Consider the following 20,301-nt stretch of genomic DNA (forward strand, 5'->3'; position numbering starts at 1 on the left):
AACACCCGCCCAGCGGGTGTTCGCATGGCTCCAGCCGGCTTCCCTTCGCACATTCCGCGTGCACCGGGCCGACTGGTTTTTCAACCGCAAACCACGGCCCCTGCCGTACACCCTTCCGCCACACAGTCTTCGAAGCGATTGCAATCGTGCCGTCGCAAACCTGCGTGCGTGGACAAGGAAACCCTCATGTCTGAATCTTTTGCCGCCCTGTTCGAAGAGTCCCTGCAGCGCACCGTCATGCGCCCGGGCGAAGTCATCCCCGCCGAGGTGGTGCGCGTCGAACACAACTTCGTCGTCGTCAACGCCGGCCTCAAGTCCGAGGCCTACATCCCGATCGAGGAATTCAAGAACGACCAGGGCGAGATCGACGTCGAACCCGGTGCCTTCGTGCCGGTGGCCATCGGCTCGATCGAAAACGGCTACGGCGACACCATCCTCAGCCGCGACACCGCCAAGCGCCTGGCCTCCTGGCTGGCGCTCGAAAAGGCGCTGGAGTCGGGCGAGTTCGTCACCGGCACCACCAGCGGCAAGGTCAAGGGCGGCCTGACGGTGCTGGTCAACGGCATCCGCGCCTTCCTGCCCGGCTCGCTGGTCGACACCCGTCCCACCAAGGACCTGACCCCCTACGAGAACAAGACGCTCGAGTTCAAGGTCATCAAGCTCGACCGCAAGCGCAACAACGTGGTGCTGAGCCGCCGCGCCGTGGTCGAGGCCAGCATGGGCGAAGAGCGCGCCAAGCTGATGGAGACCCTGAAGGAAGGCGCCGTGGTGCACGGCGTGGTCAAGAACATCACCGAGTACGGCGCCTTCGTCGACCTGGGCGGCATCGACGGCCTGCTGCACATCACCGACATGGCCTGGCGCCGCGTGCGCCACCCCAGCGAGGTGGTGCAGACCGGCCAGGAAATCACGGCCAAGATCCTCAAGTTCGACACCGAGAAGCAGCGCGTCAGCCTGGGCCTCAAGCAGATGGGCGACGACCCCTGGCTGGGCGTCAGCCGCCGCTACCCGCAGGGCACGCGCATGTTCGGCAAGGTCACCAACATCGCCGACTACGGCGCCTTCGTCGAGCTGGAGCCCGGCATCGAGGGCCTGGTGCACGTGTCCGAGATGGACTGGACCAACAAGAACGTGGCCCCCAGCAAGATCGTCTCCATGGGCGACGAGGTCGAGGTCATGATCCTGGAGATCGACGAGGACAAGCGCCGCATCTCCCTGGGCATGAAGCAGTGCCGCGCCAACCCGTGGCAGGAGTTCGCGCAGAACACCAAGCGCGGCGACCGCGTGCACGGCCCGATCAAGTCGATCACCGACTTCGGCGTGTTCGTCGGCCTGGCCGCCGGCATCGACGGCCTGGTGCACCTGTCCGACCTGTCCTGGAACGAGCCCGGCGAAGCCGCCGTGCGCAACTACAAGAAGGGCCAGGACGTGGAAGCCATCGTGCTGGCCGTCGACGTGGAGCGCGAGCGCATCAGCCTGGGCATCAAGCAGCTCGACCAGGACCCGTTCACCACCTTCGTCACCGTCAACGACAAGGGCCAGAGCGTGACCGGCACCGTCAAGACCGTGGACGCGCGTGGCGCCGAGATCGACCTGGGCAACGACGTGCTGGGCTACCTGCGCGCCTCCGAGATCAGCCGCGACCGCGTGGAAGACGCCAGCCAGGTGCTGAAGGTGGGCGACGAAGTGACCGCCGTGGTGGTCAACGTCGACCGCAAGAGCCGCAACATCCAGCTGTCGGTGCGCGCCAAGGACGCCGCCGACCAGCAGGAAGCCATGGCCAGCCTGAGCCAGTCCACCGGCAACGCCGGCACCACCAGCCTGGGCGCCCTGCTGCGCGCCAAGCTGGACAACAACGAGTCGAAGTAAGCTCGCGTGGCAGGCCCGGCGGCACGCGCCGCCGGGCCTGTTCACCACCGATCCGACCATGACCCGTTCCGACCTCGTCGAGCAACTGGCCGAGCGCTTCGGCCAACTGACCCAGCGCGACGCCGACAGCGCCGTCAAGGCCATCCTGGAGGCCATGGGCGACTCGCTGGTGCGCGGCCATCGCATCGAAATCCGCGGCTTCGGCAGCTTCTCGGTCACGCACCGGCCGCCGCGCATGGGGCGCAACCCGCGCACCGGCCAGAGCGTGCCCATCCCCGAGCGCCGCGTGCCGCACTTCAAGCCCGGCAAGGCCCTGCGCCAGGCGATCGAAGCGCCCCCCAGCCGCTAAAATTCGCGGATTCCGCAAGGGGAATCCATGACCGGACTCATCCGGCTGCTGAAGTGGATACTGAAGGCAGCCGTTTTTTTTGCCCTGTTCGCGTTCGCGCTCAACAACCAGCAGGACGCCACGGTGCACCTGGCGTTCGGGCACCAGTGGCGCGCCCCCGTGACCCTGATCGTGCTGGCCGCCTTTGCCCTGGGCATGGTGGTGGGCGTGCTGGGCATGCTGCCCGGCTGGTGGGCACGGCGCACACCCGCCGCGCCCACGCCGCCTGCCGCTCCCACATCATCGGCCCCGGCCGGCCAAGCCCCCATGGCGCCACCCGATGGAATTTGACTTCACCTGGATCCTGCTGGGCCTGCCGATCGTCTTCGCGCTCGGCTGGCTGGCTTCGCGGCTGGACCTGCGCCAGCTGCGCATCGAGGACCGCCAGGCGCCCAAGGCCTACTTCCGCGGCCTGAACTACCTGCTCAACGAGCAGCAGGACCAGGCCATCGACGCCTTCATCGAGGCGGTGCAGAAGGACCCCGACACCTCCGAGCTGCACTTCGCCCTGGGCAACCTGTTTCGCCGCCGCGGCGAGACCGAGCGCGCGGTGCGCGTGCACGAGCACCTGCTGGCGCGCGCCGACCTGAGCAAGGGCGACCACGAGCGCGCGCAGCACGCGCTGGCGCAGGACTTTCTCAAGGCCGGCCTGCTCGACCGCGCCGAGGCCGCGCTGCACAAGCTCGAGGGCACCCGCTACCAGGAGCAGGCCTGGCTGACGCTGCTGAGCCTGCACGAGCGCTCGCGCAGCTGGCCGCAGGCAGCCGACGTCGCGCGGCGCCTGCAGCAGGCCGGGCACGGCGACTTCAGCGCCCGGCTGGCGCACTACCAGTGCGAGCAGGCGGCGCAGGCGCTGCACAAGAAGGGCGACGCCGCCACCGCGCGCCAGCTGCTCGCCGAGGCCATCGCCGGCGCGCCCCAGGCGGCCCGCCCGCGCATCCAGCTGGCCGGCATGCTGGCCGACGCCGGCGACGCCGTCGGCGCCTACGAGCAGCTGGTGCAGGTGGCCGAGCACGCCCCGCAGGCCGTGCCGCTGATCGCCAGCGAATGGGTGCGCCTGGCCCGCCTGGCCGGGCGCCTGCCCGAGGTTGTCGAGCAGCTCGGCCGCGGCTACGCCCTGGCCCCGTCGGTGGACGTGGCCGACGCGCTGGTGCAGGCCGAGGTGGCGCGCGGCGCCCCGATCGGGCAGGCGCGCGAAGGCTATGTGCGCCACATGGCGCAGGAGCCCTCGCTGATCGCCGCCTCGCGCTGGCTGGCCCACGAGCCCTTCGCGCAGGACGGCGCGCACGCCACGGTGCAGCGCTCGGTCGAGCACGCCGCCCGCCCGCTGGCGCGCTACCGCTGCGCGGCCTGCGGTTTCGAGACCCAGGGCTACTTCTGGCAATGCCCGGGCTGCCTGGCCTGGGAGAGTTTTCCGCCGCTGCGCATCGAGGAGCTGTGAGCCCGCGGCGCCAGAATACTACGATAACGATAGCTTATCGGGCATGTTCCATGCGGGCTAAATCCAGATTTCGTTCAAATTCGTCGTATCGCGGCGCGCCGTGACGGGTGCCGTCAGATGGCCGCTTCGCTGTCCATGTTGGCCTGCGCGCCAGGCGCCAGGCGCTCGGGCGAGACGTACTGGCGGCGGAAGGTCTCGAAGTCCATGCGGTCGCTCGCCTCGATGCGCTTTTGCTCGGTCCAGGACTCGGTCGCCAGCGCGTCGAAGCGCTGCTTGAGCGCCGCCGGACAGGGCCGCGCCAGCAGCTCGGCGCGCGAGCGCTGCGCGCAGGCGCGCACGAAGTCGATGTAGCTGCCCTGGTGCTGCTCGCGCACGCGGCGCAGCACGCGCGCCGAGGGCAGGTCGTCGAAGGCCTTGAACGCGCCCTGCGCCCGCGCCAGCGCGGCGGCGTAGCGCGTGGCGCCACCCACCCGGTCCATGGCCTGCGCGATGGGCGCCAGCTGCGCCAGCAGCTCCCCGGCCCAGTCGGCCAGGCGCACCGCCTGGCCCGCGCGCTCGAGCTGCAGGCCCGGCTCGCGCCCACGCGCGGCCGTCAGGTGCTGGTTGCGCTTGAGCGCGGCGATCTCCTGCGGCGTGTCGGGCGGGCTGTCGGTCAGCAGGCAGTGCAGCAGGAAGAGGTCGAGAAAGCGCGCGGTGTCGGTGTGGATGCCCACGGTCTCGAACGGGTCCAGGTCCATCAGCCGCACCTCGACGTATTCCACCCCGCGCTCGCGCAGCGCGTGCAGCGGGCGCTCGCCCGAGCGGATCACGCGCTTGGGCCGGATGGTGCCGTAGAACTCGTTCTCGATCTGCAGCAGCGTGGTGGCCAGCTGGTTGTACTCGCCGCCCAGGTTGCGGATGCCGATCGCCTCGTAGGCCGGATAGGGCTGGGTCAGCGCCGCCTCCAGCGAATTGGCGTAGCTGTCCAGGCAGTTGTAGCTGACGTTCAGCGAGGCCTGCGCGTCGCTCTGGTAGCCCAGCCGCCCCATGCGCAGCGAGGTGGCGTGCGGCAGGTACATGCTGGCCTCGCCCAGCGGCTGCAGGCCGTGGTCGCGCCCGGCGACGAAGGGCGCATCCAGCACCGGCGAAGCGCCGAACAGCACCAGCAGCAGGAAGGCGTTGCGCCGGAAGTTGCGGATCAGGCCGAAGTAGTCGTCGTTGCCCAGGCCCGGCAGCGACCAGTTGTAGTGGATGCCGGCAATGGTCTGCATGCGCCGCCCGTAGCGGTGCCCCAGCCCCATGCGGTACACGCTCTTGGCGCGCCCGACGTTGGAGGTGCCGTACACCCCCAGCGGAATGTTCTCGTCGGTCGGCAGGCGGCAGGGCATGCTGGCCACCCACAGGCTTTCGTCGCCGATGGCCGCCATCTCGTGGGCCACCACCTGGTGGATCTCGGTCAGCTCGTTCAGGCAGGCCGCCGCGTCGCGGTGCACGCCGGTGACCAGCTCGATCAGCGATTCGCTGTAGTCGGTGGTGATGTGCGGGTGCGTGAGCGGCGCGCCCAGCGCGGCCGGGTGCGGCGTCAGGGCCAGCGTGCCGTCGGGCCGCGCGCGCAGGCTTTCCTTCTCGATGCCTCGACCGATGCCCTGCAGCCGCTCGGCCGACAGCGCTGCCAGCCGGTCCCTCAGCTTGTTCATCGTCTTGTCCTTGGTGAATCCGAAAGGGGAATGGGGCCCAGGCGCCCGCGCCTGCCGCCAGGCCAGGGGGCCCGGCACAGCCGCCACTTGGGGTTGCGCGGCGGCATGGCAAGACCCGGCATGCCCGGGACTTCAGGCGTCCGGGCCGGGAACCTCATTCACGCTTTCGCGGGGCGAGCACGGTAACACAGGCCGCCAATCCCGCGCTGGCCCGGGTGCTTGCCCGGCCAGCGCCACGAAACCGCGACCTCAGCGCCGCGCCGCCAGGGCCTGGCGCATCTCGTTTTCACCCTGCCCCGCGCCGCTGCCCGGCACGCTCAGGCCCGCCAGGTCGCCCACCTGCGCCAGCGCCGCCAGCAGGCGCTCGGGCGTGTCGGGCGTCAGGCCCAGGTGCAGGCCGCGCGAGAGCGTGACGTTGGCCATCTCGTAGGTGCCCGCGCCGGCGCAGAAGATGGCGCGCGTGGGCGCCTGCTCGCTCACCGCCACCAGCATGGCCGGCACCACCGCCTCGGGCTTGAAGGCGTCCAGCATGTCGGGCGGAAACAGTTTCTCGGTCATGCGCGTGGCGGCCGTGGGCGCCAGGCAGTTGACGTGGATGCCGTGCTTGTCGCCTTCCAGCGCCAGCGTCTGCATCAGGCCCACCAGCGCCAGCTTGGCCGCGCCGTAGTTGCTTTGGCCGAAGTTGCCGTACAGCCCGGTGGACGAGGTGGTCATCAGGATGCGCCCGTACTTCTGCGCCTGCATGATGGGCCACACGGCCTTGGTGGTGTGCACGGCGCCCATCAGGTGCACGTCCAGCACCAGGCGAAAGTCGGCCAGCTCCATCTTGGCGAAGGTCTTGTCGCGCAGGATGCCGGCGTTGTTGACCAGCACGTCGACGCGGCCCCAGGCGTCCATGGCCTGCTGCACCATGGCCTGCACGGCGGCGAAGTCGGTGACGGAAGCGCCATTGGCGATGGCCTGGCCGCCCAGCGCCTTGATCTCGTCCACCACCTTCTGCGCCGCCGTGGCCGAGCCGCCGCTGCCGTCCACCGCGCCGCCCAGGTCGTTGACCAGCACCTTGGCGCCGCGCTGGGCCAGCCCCAGCGCGTGCAGGCGACCCAGGCCGCCGCCGGCGCCCGTCACGATGGCGACACGGCCCGTGAAATCGATTGAGCTCATCGTCGTGCATTCCTTGTCAAAATGGGAATCCCGACTTTACCCGCGCCGACGCGCCACCCCATGCCCCTGCGCGACACCCCCATCGACACCCCGCCCCGCGACGCCGCCAGCGTGGTGCTGCTGCGCGACAGCGCGGCCGGCCCGCAGGCGCTGCTGCTGCGCCGCCACACCCAGTCCGCCGTGCTGGGCGGCGCCTACGTGTTTCCGGGCGGCAAGCTCGAGCGCGGCGACTCGTCGCCCGCCACCCAGGCGCGGCTGGACGCGCCGGCCGCCGCGCTGCATGCGGCCCTGGGCGAGGCGGCGCTGCCCCCGGACATGGCCGCCGGCCTGTTCGTGGCGGCGCTGCGCGAGGCGTTCGAGGAATCGGGCGTGCTGCTGGCCACGCGCGCCGGCCAGCCGCTGGAGCCGGCCACGCGCCAGCAGGCCCTGGCCGCCGTCCGCGCCGGCACGCCCTTTGCCACGCTGCTGGCGCAGCACGACTGGCAGCTGGACACCCACGCGCTGGCGCCCTGGTCGCGCTGGATCACGCCGCGCCGCCCGGCGATGATGAACCGGCGCTTCGACACCCGCTTTTTCCTGGCCGCCGTGCCCGACGCGCAGGAGGCCCAGCAGGACGACCACGAGGTGACCGAGGCGCGCTGGCTCACCCCGCGCGCGGCGCTGGCCGAGTACCGCGAGGGCCGCATCGACATGGCGCCGCCGCAGATCCTCAGCCTGCTGCACCTGTCGTCCTACGGCAGCGTGGCCGCCGCCCTGGCCGACGCCCGCACGCGCCCGCCGCCGCTGGTGGAGCCGCACACCCTGCAGCATGGCGCCGAGCGCATGATGTGCTATCCGGGCGACCCGCAATACCCGGTCGCCGGCCCCGTGCTGGCGCACCCCACGCGCCTGCTGTGGCGCGACGGGCGCTTTCAACCGCCCGAGGGCTTCGGCCCCTGGCTCGACTGAACCGAACACCAAGAGGAGACCCTGCGCATGAACCCCATCACCCGCCGTCAAACCCTGGGCGACCTGTTGCGCCGCAGCGCGCAGCGCGTGCCCCACAAACTGGCCGTGCGTTGCGGCGACACACGCTGGACCTACGCCGAGTTCGACGCCCTGGTCACCCGCCTGGCAGCAGGGCTGGCCGGGCGCGGCATCGCGTACGGCGACCGCGTGGCCGTGCTGGCGCGCAACTCGCATGGCTTTGCCGCGCTGCGCTTTGCGCTGGCGCGCCTGGGCGCCGTGCTGGTGCCAATCAACTTCATGCTCAAGGCCGACGAGGTGGCCTTCATCCTGCGCCACGCCGGCGCCCGCATGCTGGCCACCGACAGCGGCCTGGCCGAGCTGGCGCGCGCCGCCGCGGCGCTGGACACGCAGGTCAGGGACTTCGTCTGGCTGCCGTCCGAGGCCCCGAGCGACGCCGCGCCCGGCATGGCCAGCTTTCACGAGCTGGCCGCCTGCACCGCGCCGCTGCCCGACACGCCGCTGCAAAGCACCGACCTGCTGCAGATCGTCTACACCAGCGGCACCGAAAGCTCGCCCAAGGGCGCCATGCTGACGCACGACGCCGTGCTGTGGCAGTACGTCAGCTGCTGCATCGACGCCGAAGTCGCCGCCGGCGACGTCGTCCTGCACGCCCTGCCGCTGTACCACTGCGCGCAGCTGGACGTGTTCTTCGGCCCGTCCCTCTACATCGGCGCCGAGAACCACATCACCGCCGCGCCCACGCCCGACAACCTGCTGCCGATGATGGCCGACCGCGGCATCACCAGCTTCTTCGCGCCGCCCACGGTGTGGATCGCGCTGCTGCGCTCGCCGCTGTTCGACCAGACCGACCTGAGCCGGCTGGCCAAGGGCTACTACGGCGCCTCGATCATGCCGGTGGAGGTGATGAAGGAAATCAGCCGCCGCCTGCCCCATCTGCGCCTGTGGAACCTGTACGGCCAGACCGAGATCGCGCCGCTGGCCACCCTGCTGGGCCCCGACGACCAGCTGCGCAAGCCCGGCTCGGCCGGCCGTGCCGCCCTCAACGTCGAGACGCGCGTGGTCGACGACGCCATGCGCGACGTGGCCGTGGGCGAGGTGGGCGAAATCGTGCACCGCTCGCCGCACCTGATGCAGGGCTACTTCCACGACGACGAGCGCACCAGGGCCGCGTTCGAGGGCGGCTGGTTCCACTCGGGCGACCTGGGCATCATCGACGACGAGGGCTACATCACCGTGGTCGACCGCAAGAAGGACATGATCAAGTCCGGCGGCGAAAACGTCGCCAGCCGCGAGGTGGAGGAGATGATCTACCGCCTGCCGCAGGTGAGCGAGGTGGCCGTCATCGGCCTGCCCGACCCCAAGTGGGTGGAGGCCGTGACGGCGGTGATCGTCGTCAAGCAGGACCAGGATCTGAGCGAGCGCACGGTCATCGACCACTGCAACGCCCACATGGCAGCTTTCAAGAGCCCCAAGCGCGTGGTGTTCGTCAAGGCGTTGCCCAAGAACCCGAGCGGGAAGCTGTTGAAGCGGGAATTGCGAAAGACCCTGGCCCTGGATTGAGAAGCCGGGGCGCCCCGCGCAGGGGAACTTTTCATCCGACTCCCATTTTCCCGCGCGGGTCCGATCCCGCTGTTGCAACCTCATGACGATCAATCGTTGGTTTGCCACCTTGGAGCGCTTCCTCACCGTTTCATCGGTGCCGGAGCTGACCCACCTGCTCACGCAGACTTGCCGGCAAGCAGGGTTTGACAGCGTGGTCCTCGGCCTGCAAAACCGAAGTGGAGCGCAGTCCACCGCGCCCAGGCTGGACGCCTCCACCACCATTTCCGACCCCTGGAACGCGCACTACGCGCGCCGGCGTTACTACGAATTCGATCCGCGCATCGCGCACTGCCTGCGCAGCACCGTGCCCTTTCATTGGCATGCCGGCACCCGCTACGCCACCCCCGAAGCCATGCGCATGGCGCGTGAGGAACAGGACTTCGGCGCCAGCGCCGGCATCTTCACGCCCACGCACAACGCGGATGGCCGCTTGACCGTGATGTGCGCGGGTCTGCGCCGCGTGCCGCAACGCGCGACGCGCGATGTGCTGCAGCATGCGCAGCCCCTGATGCCGGCACTGGGCGCCTATGCCAACGAAGCGTTTCTGCGCCTGGTGGCACAGCCTGCCTCGCCAAAAAAGGATGTGCCGCGCCTGACGCGGCGTGAGCAGGACTGCCTGCAATGGGCGGCGGCAGGCAAGACGTCCTGGGAGATCGGTCAGGTGCTGCACATCACCGAGCGCACCGTCAACTTCCACCTGGGCCATGCCATGAGCAAGCTGGGCTGCCACAGCCGCCAGCATGCGATCGTCAAGGCACTGGCGCTGGGGTGGATCAAGCTGTAGAAGCAGCCGTCGCACCCTGTCAGATCTGCCAGTTTTCTGCCGCCCGGGTTTTCGCTCCAATAGCTGCCGCGCGTGCCGGATCGCCGCGCGAACAGCCATCAAAACCTGGAGGAAACCATGTCTCGATCCATATTCATTGGCGCTCACCGGTCACGCAACGTCGACCTGACCATCGCCGCTGTCTGCGCCGCTGCCTTGTTGAGTGCTTGCGGCGGCGACGGAGGCAGCGACACGGGCGCAGCCACCTACAAGATCGGCGGCGTGGTGTCGGCGCTGGATTCGGGCAAACAGCTGGTCCTGCAGAACAATGGTGGCGATGATCTGACCATCACCAGCAACGGCACCTTCAATTTCCCCAGCCGTCTCGCAGCGGGCGCGGCGTACGCGGTGACGGTGAAGACGCAGCCCGCGGGACAGACGTGCGGTGTCAGCAACGGCAGCGGCAACGTGAGCGCGGACGTAAGCAACGTCTCGGTCACCTGCGTCACCGGTTCCACGCCAACGCCGACGCCCACGCCAACCCCGACACCCACGGGCCCGACCCAAGGCGCGGCCGGCGTGGCGGGCACCTGGGTGCAAAGTCTGTGCGTGGTGGCCAATGGCAAGGGCAACCGGCAACTCCTGCGCGTGGCGCAGACGGGCACCGACAGCGTGTCGCTCGAGCGCGATCTCATGGTCTACGCGGCCACCAACTGTTCGGGCAGTGGCTCGCCCCTGGGTGTCCCCACACCGACGGGCAGCGTGACGTTCTCGCGCTCCGCCGCGACGGCCACCCTCGCAGCCAACTGGGGGCTGTGGACATACCCCACGGGGCAGGCCTACGTCATCCTGGCCAAGAAGGGCGAAACCGTGCTTTGCCTGATCGGCGACGCAAACCCGAGCGTGCTGCCGACAGCGGCTGACGTGGAAGGTTATGCCGATCTGTCCATTCCGTCGGGCGCGTGCTACGTCAAGCAGTAAGCGCTGCGCAAGCTCCCGGAGTGGAGCCCCCGGCGGACAGATGTCGGGGTCGGATATCGGCCGACCGAATCGTCTCGACCGCCTGACCCCGATCCAGCGCCGCATGCGCCGCCAGCGTCTGCGCGCAGGCGCGCGCGGCCTCGGCCCCCTTGGCCACGAAGTGCTGGCTGAAAAAGGCGCGGTGCGTCTCGTGCTCGTGAAAGTCCTTGGGCGTCAGCACCACCGAGAACACCGGCACGCCCTCGTCCAGCTGCACGCGCATCAGGGCGTCGATCACCGCACGGGCGACGAATTCGTGGCGGTAGATGCCGCCATCGACCACCAGCGCGCAGGCGACGATGGCATCCACCGCGCCCAGGCGCGCCAGGCGCTGGGCCAGCAGCGGAACCTCGAACGCGCCCGGCACCGGATGCACCGCCACGTCCGGTGGCGCGCCCGGCCACAGGCGCGCGCATTCGGCCACGAAGCCGGCGTGGCCCTGGCGCACGATGTCGGTGTGCCAGCTGGCCTGCACGAAGGCGATGCGCGGCGGCGCGCCGGCCGGCCGCGCGGGGGTTTGGGATGGGGTGGGCTGATTCATGGTGAGCTCCAGTCGAGTGGGTTGCCAGAATCAGGGCGCACGGCGAACGCGCAGCCGCACGCAGGTTGCCCCACGCGCCAGCCGCACGCCGTCGCGCTCTCTTTCATCCGGACTGTGACCGTCGGCCCCGGCATCGCACCGGGTCTGCTGACCCCGCGCCTTCAGGCCGAAGGCACGGGCGCTCGCGGGCTCCGGGCCGCAGGCCCGATACCGCCGGTGGGGACTTCCACCCCGCCCTGAGAACGCTGCGCGGCACTGCCGAAAGCTTGACGCCCCACAGGCTGCCGCGCGCCGCCATCTTAGCCTCGGCGGTGGCCCCGCCATGCCGCGCAGGCGACAAGGCCGACTTCGATGACTATTTTATTGATAGCTAATTGCGCTTGCTGTATGCCGGCCACAGGCCGAAAATGTTCAAAATCATGACGCCGCTGCAGCCTTGGGTCGCAGCTTGCCCACCAAGCTGACCACCCCCATCGCGAGCGCGCCCACGACGACGCCCGTCACGGCGTTGAAGCCCAGGGTGACGAGCGAGGCGGCCAGCGCCGCCAGGCCGCGGGTCCAGTCGTCCAGCAGGTGGTGCAAGGCCGGCACGCCATGGACGATGATGCCGCCGCCCACCAGAAACATCGCCGCCGTGCCGGCCACCGACAGGCCCTTCATCAGCCACGGCGCCAGCGCCAGGATGGCGCGGCCCAGGCCTTGCGCGGCGGCGCTGGCGCGCCGGCTCAGCCACAGGCCCGCATCGTCCAGCTTGACGATGCCGCCCACCAGGCCGTAGACCCCCGCCGTCATGACGAGGGCGATGCCCACCAGCACCGCCACCTGCGTCCAGAAGCCGGCCTGCGCCACCGTGCCCAGGGTGATGGCGATGATCTCGGCCGACAGGATGAAGTCGGTGCGCACGGCACCCTTGATCTTGTCTTTTTCCAGCGCCGCCAGGTCGACGGCGGGGTCGGCCAGCGCCGCCTCCAGCTCGGCGGCGTGCGCGTCGTCCTCGGCCTTGGGGTGCAGCAGCTTGTGCGCCAGTTTCTCGAACCCCTCGAAGCACAGATAGGCGCCGCCCACCATCAGGAGCGGCGTGACCGCCCAGGGCGCGAAGGCGCTGACCAGCAGCGCGGCCGGCACCAGGATGGCCTTGTTGACGAGCGAGCCCTTGGCCACCGCCCACACCACCGGGATCTCGCGGCTGGCCGCCACGCCGCTGACCTGCTGGGCATTCAGCGCCAGGTCGTCGCCCAGCACGCCGGCGGTCTTGTTCGCCGACAGCTTGGTCAGGGCCGCCACGTCGTCGGTCATGGCGGCGGCCTTTTGGGCCGAGATCTTGGTCATGGCGGCAACGTCGTCCAGCACGGTGGCGATGTCGTCGAGCAGGGCCAGCAGGCTGGATGCCATGGAGAGTTCCTTTCCTGGATTGCGCGCGGATTTTGGTTTATGCGACGGTTTCGGCCTCTGGCCCGCATGCAGCAAGCTCAGTCAGCTCTTGATTTTGCAGCAACCAGGCCGAGATGGCCTCGGGCTCGTTGCTCGGGCGCAGCGCGTCGAAGGCCTGCTGGGCCTCGGGGTAGGCGTGCCGCAGGTGGTTCAGCCACTGCTTCAGGCGCCCGGCGCGATGGCGGCGCTCGACGCGGCCGCACACGTCCTGCCAGAACTCGGCCAGCAGCGGCACGACCCGCGGCCAGGGCAGCGCGGCGACGGCCGGGTCCAGCCCCGCCACGGCGCCCGCCTGGCCGGCGTCGTGCCGGCGAATGGCGCGCCCCAGCGCCGGCCGGCGCACCAGGCCGCGGCCCAGCATCAGCGCGCCGCAGCCCGTGACCGCGCGGCAGCGCAGGGCGTCATCCACCGTCCAGATGTCGCCGTTGGCGACCACGGGCAGGCGCACCTGCTGCCGCACGGCGGCAATCGACTCCCAGTACGCCGGCGGCCGGTAGCCCTGCGCCTTGGTGCGCGCGTGCACGGCCAGCTCGCTGGCGCCGCCGGCCTCCAGCGCCTGGGCGCACTCCAGCGCGCGCCGGTCGTCGTCGATGCCCAGGCGCATCTTGGCCGACACCGGCACCGCGGCCGGCACCGCGCGGCGCACGGCGGCCACGATGGCGTGCATCAGCTCGGGCTCGTCCATCAGCACCACGCCGCCGCGGTGGCGGTTCACCGTCTTGGCGGGGCAGCCGAAGTTCAGGTCGATGCCGGCCGGCCGCAGCTCGGCCAGGCGCGCCGCGTTCTCGGCCAGGCACACCGGGTCGCTGCCCAGCAGCTGCGGACGCACCGGCACCCCCGACAGCGTGCGGCTGCCGCGCAACAGCTCGGGCACGACGCGCGTGAAGCTGCGCAGCGGCAGCAGCTGGTCGGTCACGCGGATGAACTCGGACACGCAGCGGTCCACGCCAGCCACCCTTGTGAGCACGGTGCGCAGGCCGTGGTCGAGCAGGCCCTCCATGGGCGCAAGAATCAAGGTCGGCGGGTTTGCGGTCACGCCCGGATTGTCGCTGCAAGCTTCGCGTGGGCTACCATCGACCTTTTGCCCGCGCTGCCGACGGCCGCGCTGGCGCAACGAACATCGAAGGGGGTCGCATGATGAGCGGTTTTTCCAAACCGGCGCTGGGCACGATGGCTGCGCTGGCGCTGCTGGCCGGCGCGGCGCTGGCACAACCCGCGCCACCGCGCGGTGCGGCGGCGCCCGCGGCATCGGCCAGCGCGCCCGCCTACACCGCCGGCGACGGCCGGCAGGGCACGTTCAAGACCGTGCGGGGCACGGTCACGCGGGTGCACGAAGGCACCCACAGCCCGGCTGCGGAGGGCGATCCGATCTGGGTCGGCGACCGCGTGCTCAGCGGCCCGAAGAGCGCCGCCGCGCTGACCCTGCTCGACGGCACGGTGCTGTCACTCGGCCCCGACAGCTCCGTCGACCTGGCGCAGTTCGACTTCGACCCCACCACGCAGGAGGGCAACGTGCTGATCGCCCTGGCCAAGGGCAGCCTGCGCCTGGTCACGGGCCTGATCGCCAAGCTGCGGCCCGAACAGGTCAAGGTGACCACTCCCACCACCGTGATCGGGGTGCGTGGCACCGATTTCATCGTGGAGCAGAACTGATGCGCGCCGCCAGCATCCTCAGCCTGATCGCCCTGCTGTGCGCCGGCTGCGCCGCGCCCGCCACGCGCGTCGTGCTGCTGCCCCAGGCACGCGGCACCGGCGCGGTGGAAGTGACCACCCCCACCACCAGCCAACGCCTGGACCATGGCTACGCCGAGGCCGCGGTGCAAGGCAGCGGCGCCATCGCCCTGAAGCAGCTCGACGCCGAGCAGGTCAAATCCCGCCACGGGCCGCTGCTGGCCGTGCAGCCGGCGTCGGCGCAGGACTTCACCCTGTATTTCGAAACCGGCGGCACCGAGCTGACCGCGCAGTCCCGGGCCAACCTGGAGGCCGTGCTGGCACAGGCACGGGCGCGGCCCGGCGGCGAAATCGTGGTCACCGGCCATACCGACCGCGTCGGCTCGATGGAGAGCAACGACGCGCTGTCGCTGCAGCGCGCGCGCGCCATTCGCGAGCGCATCATCGCCGACGGCTTCGACCCCAACCGCATCATGGCCGTGGGCCGGGGCGAGCGCGAACCCGCCGTCGACACCCCCGACGAAGTGGCCGAGCCGCGCAACCGGCGCAGCGAGGTCATCGTGCGATGAGGGCTGGGCGCGGCCGCCTGCTGCCCCGGCCGGCCCTCTTGCGCACCTTGGTGATGCTGGCCGCCAGCGCGCTGGCAAGCGCCGCGCTGCAGGCAGCGCCCCCCTTCGAAGACACCATGGCCCAGCGCACCATGGCCTGCACCGCCTGCCACGGCGAGCAGGGCCGCGCCGGCCCCGACGGCTACTACCCGCGCCTGGCCGGCAAGCCCGCCGGCTACCTGTACAACCAGCTGCTCAACTTTCGCGACGGCCGGCGCCAGTACGGGCTGATGATCCACATGGTGGACGTGCTGAGCGACGCCTACCTGATAGACATCGCCCGGCACTTCGCCGCGCTGGACGTGCCCTACCCGCCCCCCGCCGCGCCGGCCCGGCCGCCGGCCGCCGCCGTGCTGCAGCGCGGGCGCACACTGGCCCTGCAGGGCGACGCCGCCCGGCGCCTGCCGGCCTGCGCCGCCTGCCATGGCCAGGCGCTGATGGGCGTGCAGCCGCGCTTTCCGGCCCTGCTGGGCCTGCCGGCCGACTACCTGACGGCACAGCTGGGCGGCTGGAAAACCGGCCAGCGCCAGGCCCACGCGCCCGACTGCATGGCCGAGGTGGTGCGCCGCCTGAGCGATGCCGACGCCCACGCCGTCGTCAGCTGGCTGGCCAGCCAGCCCGTGCCCGCGCAGGCCCACCCGGCGCCGGCGCCCGCGCAAGACCGCCCGCCCGCGCCCGACCTGCGCTGCGGCAGCGCCCCCCTGCCGTCAGAGGCCGCCCGGTGAAACGCCTGACCCGCATCCTGGCCGCTGCCGCGGCCGTGCTGCTGCTGGCGCTGGCGGCGCTGTGGCAGATCAACTTCAACGACGGCGTCGACCTCGAGCAGCCACCGATCCCGGTGACCGACGCGCAGGCCCAGCTGCAGCGCGGCGCCTACCTGGCGCGCGTGGGCAACTGCCTGGCCTGCCACACCGCGCGCGGCGGCGCCACCGGCGCCGGCGGGCGGCCGATCGCCACCGACTTCGGCACCGTCTTCACCAGCAACCTCACGCCCGACCCCGCGCACGGCATCGGCCGCTGGTCGGCGGCGGCGTTCTGGCGCGCCCTGCACCACGGCCGCGCGGCCGACGGCCGCCTGCTGGTGCCGGTGTTTCCTTACACGCACACCACCCTGCTCACGCGCGCCGACTCCGACGCGCTGTACGCCTGGTTCCGCCAGTTGCCCCCCAGCCCCGCGCCCACCCCGCCCAACGCGCTGCGCTGGCCCTACGGCACGCAGGCCGCGCTGGCGGTGTGGCGCGCGCTGTACTTCCGGCCCGGCAGCTGGCAGCCCGAGCCGGCGCAGGACGCGCGCTGGAACCGGGGCGCCTACCTGGTGCGCGGCGTGGCGCACTGCTCGGCCTGCCACGCCACGCGCGACGCGCTGGGCGGCGCCGACTGGCGCCAGATGCGCGGCAGCCTGCTGGGCGGGCAGGGCTGGTACGCGCCCTCGCTGCACGACGCGCGCGAGGCCGGCCTGGCCGACTGGCCAACGGCCGACATCGCCCGCCTGCTGCAAACCGGCGTCACCGAACACGGCCGCGCCAGCGGCCCCATGGCCGAGGTGGTGCGGCACGGCACCCAGTACCTGAGCGACGAGGATGCCGCCGCCATGGCGACCTATCTGAAGGCCCTGCCGCAGGCCACCGCGCCGGCCGCGCCCGCGCCGCACACACCCAGCCCGCTGGCCCTGGCCGGCGCCAGGCTGTACGACAAGCACTGCGCCCAATGCCACGGCGCGCAGGGCCAGGGCATGGGCGGCCTGGCCTATCCGCCGCTGGCGGGCAACCGCGCCGTCACCATGGCGCCAGCCGACAACCTGCTGCAGCACGTGCTGTACGGTGGCTTCAACGCCGCCACCGCCGGCTACCCGCGGCCCTTCGGCATGCCGCCCTTCGTGCTCACGCTCGGCGACGCCGAGATCGCCGCCGTGCTGAGCTACGTGCGCACGGCCTGGGGCAACTCGGCCAGCGAGCTCAGCGCGCTCGAGGTGCACGGCCTGCGCCAGCGCAACGCGCCCACGCCGAAGCACTGATTCATCCGTCGGCGATCCCGGCACCCGGCCACGCAGGCCGCCTATACTTTGCGGCCATACAAGGCACGCTCACCCCCAACAACCCCGGCCAGCCAGCAAAACCGCACGAGGGAGTCTCCGATGGGTTTGATCTGGTTTTCCAACGCGCAGAACCGCACCGCCGCTCCGCAGGAGACGGACCGGCTCGCGCCCGGATCGCCGGCCGCCGCCCACGCCCCCGACGCCGACCCCCAGGGGCCGTCCTGGCAGGACATGGTGCGCCAGCTGGGCGAGGAAGTGGCCACCTCGCTGAACACCGCCAACGAGCAGCTCACGCGCCTGAACCGGCTGGAGCCCGGCCTGGTGCGCAGCCTGGCGCCGATCCAGGACGCGGTGGAGCGCGCCCGCCAGGCCGGCATGGCCGCGCAGCACGTGCTGCGCCTGTGCGAGGACCCGCCGCCACAGCGGCGCGAGGTGCTCAACCTGGCCGACGTCGCGCACGCCGCGCTCACCGCCCGCAGCGACTGGCTGCGCCGCCGGCGCATCGGCGTGCGCAAGGGCTTTTCGGCGGCGCTGGTGTACGCCGACTCCAGCCTGCTGTACCAGCTCATCGACGAGCTGCTGCTGTGGGTGGGCCAGCTGGGCGCCGACATCGCCATCAGCGTGGAGTCCTCGCAAAGCACCGGCCGGCCGCGCCTGCAGGTGATCTCGCACCGCGCGCCCGCCACCGCGCCGGCGGCCGTCTGGCGCGGCGTGCGCTGGGTGCTGTGGCACCAGCTGGCGCGCGCGCTGGACGCGCAGACCGAGCTGGACCTGAAGGAGCAGCACGTGCGCATCAGCGTCAGCCTGCCGGCGGCCACGCCCGAGCAGATCGGCCGCGCCGCCGAGGAGCAGGTCGAGCCCTCCAGCGTGTCGGCCGGCATCGCGGGCTGCCGCGTGCTCATCGTCTCCAACAACGCGCAGCGGCGCGCCCAGTGCCTGCAGGCGCTGGCCGGCTACGGCCTGATCATGGACAGCGCCGAGGACACGCACCAGGCGCGCCAGCAGGCCCTGCAGCGCCTGCCCGACGCCGTGGTGTACGACGCCAGCGTCGCGCCGCGCGACGTCGGCGTGCTGCGCGCGCAGCTGCTGGAAAGCGCCGGCACGCCCACGGCCTTCATCGAGATCCAGGACCAGGCCGGCATCGCCGACTTTCACGCCTCCACCGTCGGCGCCGAATCCACCGGCCACGTCTCGGCCGCGGCGCTGAACCAGGCCCTGGGGCCGGCCCTGGTGTTCGAGCTGTGCCGGGTGCTGTGAACCACCCCCAGGCTACGCGGACTGCGTTCCGCTTCGCCCGGTGCTTGCCGCCAGACGCTGCGGCCCTTCGGTCTGTCCAGACCTGCGCAGGCAGGTCTGGAGCCGCAGACCTCAGCCCCCTCGAAGGGGGCATCGCCAGTGATCGGGGAAACCCCGGCCACGGCGATCGCTGACCGGGCCTGCTCCGCGGCCATAGGGCTCTTTGGGCTCGATGCGTTATTGACTACCATAATGATAGCTAGTTACGCTGATCCAGCGGGGGCTATCGGCCCATTCGACGACGAATGGCTGGTGCACGAGGACGCCGCCCTGCTGGTGCTGGACAAGCCCGCCGGCCTGCTGGCGGTGCCCGGCCGCGGCGCCGACAAGGCCGACTGCCTGAGCGCACGCGCGCAGCGGCGCTGGCCCGATGCGCTCGTCGTGCACCGGCTCGACCAGGCCACCAGCGGCCTGATGCTGCTGGCCCGCGGCGCGGCCGTGCAGCGCGCCCTGAGCCAGGCCTTTGCCGAGCGCCGCGTGCACAAGCGCTACGAAGCCCTGGTGCACGGCCAGCTGCCCGACGCCGAGGCCGCCGACGGCTGGGGCCTGATCGAGCTGCCGCTGCGCCTGGACTGGCCGCGGCGCCCGCGCAGCATCGTCGACGCCGCGCACGGCAAGCCCAGCCGCACGCGCTGGCGGGTGCTGCGGCGCGATGCCGCCCGCGACACCACCCGGCTGGCGCTGGAGCCCGTCACCGGCCGCTCGCACCAGCTGCGCGTGCACCTGCAGGCCATCGGCCACCCCATCGTCGGCGACACCCTGTACGGCCCGCCCGACAGCGCCGCGCGGCTGATGCTGCACGCCCGCGCGCTGCGGCTGGCGCACCCCCTGGGCGGCCCCGAACTGGTGCTGCAGCGGCCACCGCCGTTCTGAGAAGATATGAACGAACCCGCCATGCCCGCTCATCCCGCCCAAACGCATCCGCTCGGCGTTGCAAATGCTCTCCGTAACCCGAGCTACGTCTGCGCTTTGCCCTTGCAGGGCGCAGGCCAGCCTGAGGCTGGCCTTCTTCGTGCCGTCCAATGGCGCACAGGCGCCATTGGAGCCGCGGCACTCAGCCTTGATCGGCCGCGTTTGAGCGGTCTGCTCGGGCACGCCGGATTCATTCACACCTTCTGACGCCTGCCGGCCCGCCGCTGGCATGCGACGGCCGAATCGCCTACAGTGGCTGGGTCGTGTCCATCAACGAGGAGTTTTCATGAAACGCACGCTCTCCGGCCCCGCGCGGCCACGCTCCACCAGCCTGGTGCTGGCCCTGGCCCTGGGCGCCGCCGGCCTGGCCGGCTGCACCACCACGCTCGACAATGCGCCGCCGCCGGCATCCAGCAGCAGCTTCAGCACGGCCGCCAAGCTCGACGCGGCGGTCAACGCCACGCTCCAGCGCCTGTACACCGTCGCGCCGGGCTCGCGCGAGATGGTGCAACACGCCGCCGGCGTGCTGGTGTTCCCGGAGGTGATCGGCGGCGCCCTGATCGTCGGCGCCGAGCACGGCCGCGGCGCGCTGCGCGTGGGCGGCCATACGGCGGCCTACTACAGCACCACCGGCGCCTCGCTCGGCTGGCAGGTGGGCGGGCAGTCCAAGGCAGTGGTCTACATCTTCAGCACGCGCGAGGCCCTGGCCAAGTTCCAGGCCAGCAAGGGCTGGACCGCCGGCGCCGACGCCACGGTGGCCATCGGCAAGGTCGGCGCCAACGGCTCGGTCGACTCCGAGACCGCCAAGCAGCCGGTGGTCAGCTTCGTGATGAACAACGTCGGCATCGAGGTCGGCGTGTCGCTCACGGGCGCCAAGATCAGCCCGATCAAGCTTTGAGCCGGCGCCGATGCGGTAGA

The 20,301-nt window shown here is 71.3% G+C and carries 20 protein-coding genes and 1 riboswitch; of the genes, 15 read left to right on the top strand and 5 right to left on the bottom strand.

Annotated elements, in window-relative coordinates:
* Positions 1 to 186: 186 nt before the first annotated feature.
* Genes rpsA through lapB form a run of 4 tightly spaced genes read left to right on the top strand, consistent with a single transcriptional unit; the run spans position 187 to position 3,698 of the window.
* Entirely contained in the window at positions 187 to 1,869 is a 1,683-nt protein-coding gene (gene rpsA, locus H6927_16940) for a 30S ribosomal protein S1 (protein ID MCP5219771.1), read from the top strand.
* Between the two features lie 58 nt (positions 1,870 to 1,927).
* Positions 1,928 to 2,218, top strand: coding sequence for an integration host factor subunit beta (locus tag H6927_16945; GenBank protein MCP5219772.1), 291 nt, complete (start codon positions 1,928 to 1,930; stop codon positions 2,216 to 2,218).
* A 39-nt stretch (positions 2,219 to 2,257) separates the two neighbouring features.
* On the top strand, positions 2,258 to 2,548 hold the full coding sequence (locus tag H6927_16950; protein ID MCP5219773.1) for a LapA family protein: 291 nt from the start codon (positions 2,258 to 2,260) through the stop codon (positions 2,546 to 2,548).
* Positions 2,538 to 3,698 (top strand): lipopolysaccharide assembly protein LapB, encoded by a 1,161-nt coding sequence (gene lapB / locus H6927_16955; GenBank protein MCP5219774.1) that lies wholly within the window; start codon positions 2,538 to 2,540, stop codon positions 3,696 to 3,698. Before H6927_16950 ends, lapB begins: the two co-directional genes overlap by 11 nt.
* Before the next feature lie 113 nt (positions 3,699 to 3,811).
* Here the strand turns inward: lapB and gshA are convergent, their stop codons facing one another.
* The gene (gene gshA, locus H6927_16960) at positions 3,812 to 5,374 is read right to left on the bottom strand and encodes a glutamate--cysteine ligase (protein MCP5219775.1); all 1,563 of its coding nucleotides are present in this window, start codon (positions 5,372 to 5,374) and stop codon (positions 3,812 to 3,814) included.
* 249 nt (positions 5,375 to 5,623) lie between these two features.
* On the bottom strand, positions 5,624 to 6,535 hold the full coding sequence (locus tag H6927_16965; GenBank protein ID MCP5219776.1) for an SDR family NAD(P)-dependent oxidoreductase: 912 nt from the start codon (positions 6,533 to 6,535) through the stop codon (positions 5,624 to 5,626).
* Positions 6,536 to 6,595: 60 nt separating this feature from the next.
* Between H6927_16965 and H6927_16970 the strand changes: the two genes are divergently transcribed.
* The 4 genes from H6927_16970 to H6927_16985 all read left to right on the top strand — a co-directional run bounded on the left by H6927_16970 (position 6,596) and on the right by H6927_16985 (position 10,850).
* Positions 6,596 to 7,483 (top strand): NUDIX hydrolase, encoded by an 888-nt coding sequence (locus H6927_16970; protein MCP5219777.1) that lies wholly within the window; start codon positions 6,596 to 6,598, stop codon positions 7,481 to 7,483.
* 27 nt (positions 7,484 to 7,510) lie between these two features.
* A complete protein-coding gene (locus tag H6927_16975; GenBank protein MCP5219778.1) occupies positions 7,511 to 9,064 on the top strand; it encodes an acyl-CoA synthetase in 1,554 nt (517 codons plus the stop codon).
* A gap of 82 nt (positions 9,065 to 9,146) precedes the next feature.
* Positions 9,147 to 9,890, top strand: coding sequence for a LuxR family transcriptional regulator (locus tag H6927_16980; protein MCP5219779.1), 744 nt, complete (start codon positions 9,147 to 9,149; stop codon positions 9,888 to 9,890).
* A gap of 117 nt (positions 9,891 to 10,007) precedes the next feature.
* On the top strand, positions 10,008 to 10,850 hold the full coding sequence (locus tag H6927_16985; GenBank protein MCP5219780.1) for a hypothetical protein: 843 nt from the start codon (positions 10,008 to 10,010) through the stop codon (positions 10,848 to 10,850).
* On the opposite strand, the gene H6927_16990 is transcribed toward H6927_16985, so the two are convergent.
* From H6927_16990 to H6927_17000, 3 genes are all read right to left on the bottom strand, one after another.
* Positions 10,840 to 11,430, bottom strand: a complete 591-nt coding sequence (locus H6927_16990) for a 6,7-dimethyl-8-ribityllumazine synthase (protein ID MCP5219781.1) — start codon at positions 11,428 to 11,430, stop codon at positions 10,840 to 10,842. The genes H6927_16985 and H6927_16990 overlap by 11 nt on opposite strands.
* A 91-nt stretch (positions 11,431 to 11,521) precedes the next feature.
* A riboswitch (FMN riboswitch) is annotated at positions 11,522 to 11,678 on the bottom strand.
* Between the two features lie 169 nt (positions 11,679 to 11,847).
* A complete protein-coding gene (locus H6927_16995) occupies positions 11,848 to 12,822 on the bottom strand; it encodes a DUF808 domain-containing protein (GenBank protein ID MCP5219782.1) in 975 nt (324 codons plus the stop codon).
* A 37-nt stretch (positions 12,823 to 12,859) separates the two neighbouring features.
* The gene (locus H6927_17000; protein MCP5219783.1) at positions 12,860 to 13,861 is read right to left on the bottom strand and encodes a tRNA-dihydrouridine synthase; all 1,002 of its coding nucleotides are present in this window, start codon (positions 13,859 to 13,861) and stop codon (positions 12,860 to 12,862) included.
* Positions 13,862 to 13,998: 137 nt separating this feature from the next.
* On the opposite strand from H6927_17000, the gene H6927_17005 reads away from it, so the two are divergent.
* The 7 genes from H6927_17005 (at position 13,999) to H6927_17035 (ending at position 20,281) form a co-directional block, all read left to right on the top strand.
* Complete coding sequence (locus H6927_17005) at positions 13,999 to 14,514, top strand: FecR domain-containing protein (GenBank protein MCP5219784.1); 516 nt, start codon at positions 13,999 to 14,001, stop codon at positions 14,512 to 14,514.
* Entirely contained in the window at positions 14,514 to 15,101 is a 588-nt protein-coding gene (locus H6927_17010) for an OmpA family protein (GenBank protein MCP5219785.1), read from the top strand. The genes H6927_17005 and H6927_17010 overlap by 1 nt, the downstream gene beginning before the upstream one ends.
* Positions 15,102 to 15,154: 53 nt before the next feature.
* Complete coding sequence (locus H6927_17015) at positions 15,155 to 15,865, top strand: c-type cytochrome (GenBank protein ID MCP5219786.1); 711 nt, start codon at positions 15,155 to 15,157, stop codon at positions 15,863 to 15,865.
* Positions 15,862 to 17,154 (top strand): c-type cytochrome, encoded by a 1,293-nt coding sequence (locus H6927_17020; protein ID MCP5219787.1) that lies wholly within the window; start codon positions 15,862 to 15,864, stop codon positions 17,152 to 17,154. The genes H6927_17015 and H6927_17020 overlap by 4 nt, the downstream gene beginning before the upstream one ends.
* Positions 17,155 to 17,274: 120 nt before the next feature.
* Positions 17,275 to 18,432 carry a hypothetical protein gene (locus H6927_17025; protein ID MCP5219788.1) on the top strand — a complete coding sequence of 386 codons (1,158 nt, stop codon included), beginning with the start codon at positions 17,275 to 17,277 and terminating at the stop codon, positions 18,430 to 18,432.
* 231 nt (positions 18,433 to 18,663) lie between these two features.
* Positions 18,664 to 19,344, top strand: a complete 681-nt coding sequence (locus tag H6927_17030; GenBank protein ID MCP5219789.1) for an RluA family pseudouridine synthase — start codon at positions 18,664 to 18,666, stop codon at positions 19,342 to 19,344.
* A gap of 325 nt (positions 19,345 to 19,669) precedes the next feature.
* On the top strand, positions 19,670 to 20,281 hold the full coding sequence (locus tag H6927_17035) for a twin-arginine translocation pathway signal (protein MCP5219790.1): 612 nt from the start codon (positions 19,670 to 19,672) through the stop codon (positions 20,279 to 20,281).
* Positions 20,282 to 20,301 lie beyond the last annotated feature (20 nt).

Source organism: Burkholderiaceae bacterium (genome assembly GCA_024235995.1).
Lineage (GTDB): Bacteria > Pseudomonadota > Gammaproteobacteria > Burkholderiales > Burkholderiaceae_C > Ottowia.

Coding starts and splice junctions, on each gene's coding strand:
- rpsA (MCP5219771.1), top strand. CDS start 187: ATGTCTGAATCTTTTGCCGCCCTGTTCGAAGAGTCCCTGCAGCGCACC.
- H6927_16945 (MCP5219772.1), top strand. CDS start 1,928: ATGACCCGTTCCGACCTCGTCGAGCAACTGGCCGAGCGCTTCGGCCAA.
- lapB (MCP5219774.1), top strand. CDS start 2,538: ATGGAATTTGACTTCACCTGGATCCTGCTGGGCCTGCCGATCGTCTTC.
- gshA (MCP5219775.1), bottom strand. CDS start 5,374: ATGAACAAGCTGAGGGACCGGCTGGCAGCGCTGTCGGCCGAGCGGCTG.
- H6927_16965 (MCP5219776.1), bottom strand. CDS start 6,535: ATGAGCTCAATCGATTTCACGGGCCGTGTCGCCATCGTGACGGGCGCC.
- H6927_16970 (MCP5219777.1), top strand. CDS start 6,596: ATGCCCCTGCGCGACACCCCCATCGACACCCCGCCCCGCGACGCCGCC.
- H6927_16975 (MCP5219778.1), top strand. CDS start 7,511: ATGAACCCCATCACCCGCCGTCAAACCCTGGGCGACCTGTTGCGCCGC.
- H6927_16980 (MCP5219779.1), top strand. CDS start 9,147: ATGACGATCAATCGTTGGTTTGCCACCTTGGAGCGCTTCCTCACCGTT.
- H6927_16985 (MCP5219780.1), top strand. CDS start 10,008: ATGTCTCGATCCATATTCATTGGCGCTCACCGGTCACGCAACGTCGAC.
- H6927_16990 (MCP5219781.1), bottom strand. CDS start 11,430: ATGAATCAGCCCACCCCATCCCAAACCCCCGCGCGGCCGGCCGGCGCG.
- H6927_16995 (MCP5219782.1), bottom strand. CDS start 12,822: ATGGCATCCAGCCTGCTGGCCCTGCTCGACGACATCGCCACCGTGCTG.
- H6927_17000 (MCP5219783.1), bottom strand. CDS start 13,861: ATGGAGGGCCTGCTCGACCACGGCCTGCGCACCGTGCTCACAAGGGTG.
- H6927_17005 (MCP5219784.1), top strand. CDS start 13,999: ATGAGCGGTTTTTCCAAACCGGCGCTGGGCACGATGGCTGCGCTGGCG.
- H6927_17010 (MCP5219785.1), top strand. CDS start 14,514: ATGCGCGCCGCCAGCATCCTCAGCCTGATCGCCCTGCTGTGCGCCGGC.
- H6927_17015 (MCP5219786.1), top strand. CDS start 15,155: ATGCTGGCCGCCAGCGCGCTGGCAAGCGCCGCGCTGCAGGCAGCGCCC.
- H6927_17025 (MCP5219788.1), top strand. CDS start 17,275: ATGGGTTTGATCTGGTTTTCCAACGCGCAGAACCGCACCGCCGCTCCG.
- H6927_17030 (MCP5219789.1), top strand. CDS start 18,664: ATGATAGCTAGTTACGCTGATCCAGCGGGGGCTATCGGCCCATTCGAC.
- H6927_17035 (MCP5219790.1), top strand. CDS start 19,670: ATGAAACGCACGCTCTCCGGCCCCGCGCGGCCACGCTCCACCAGCCTG.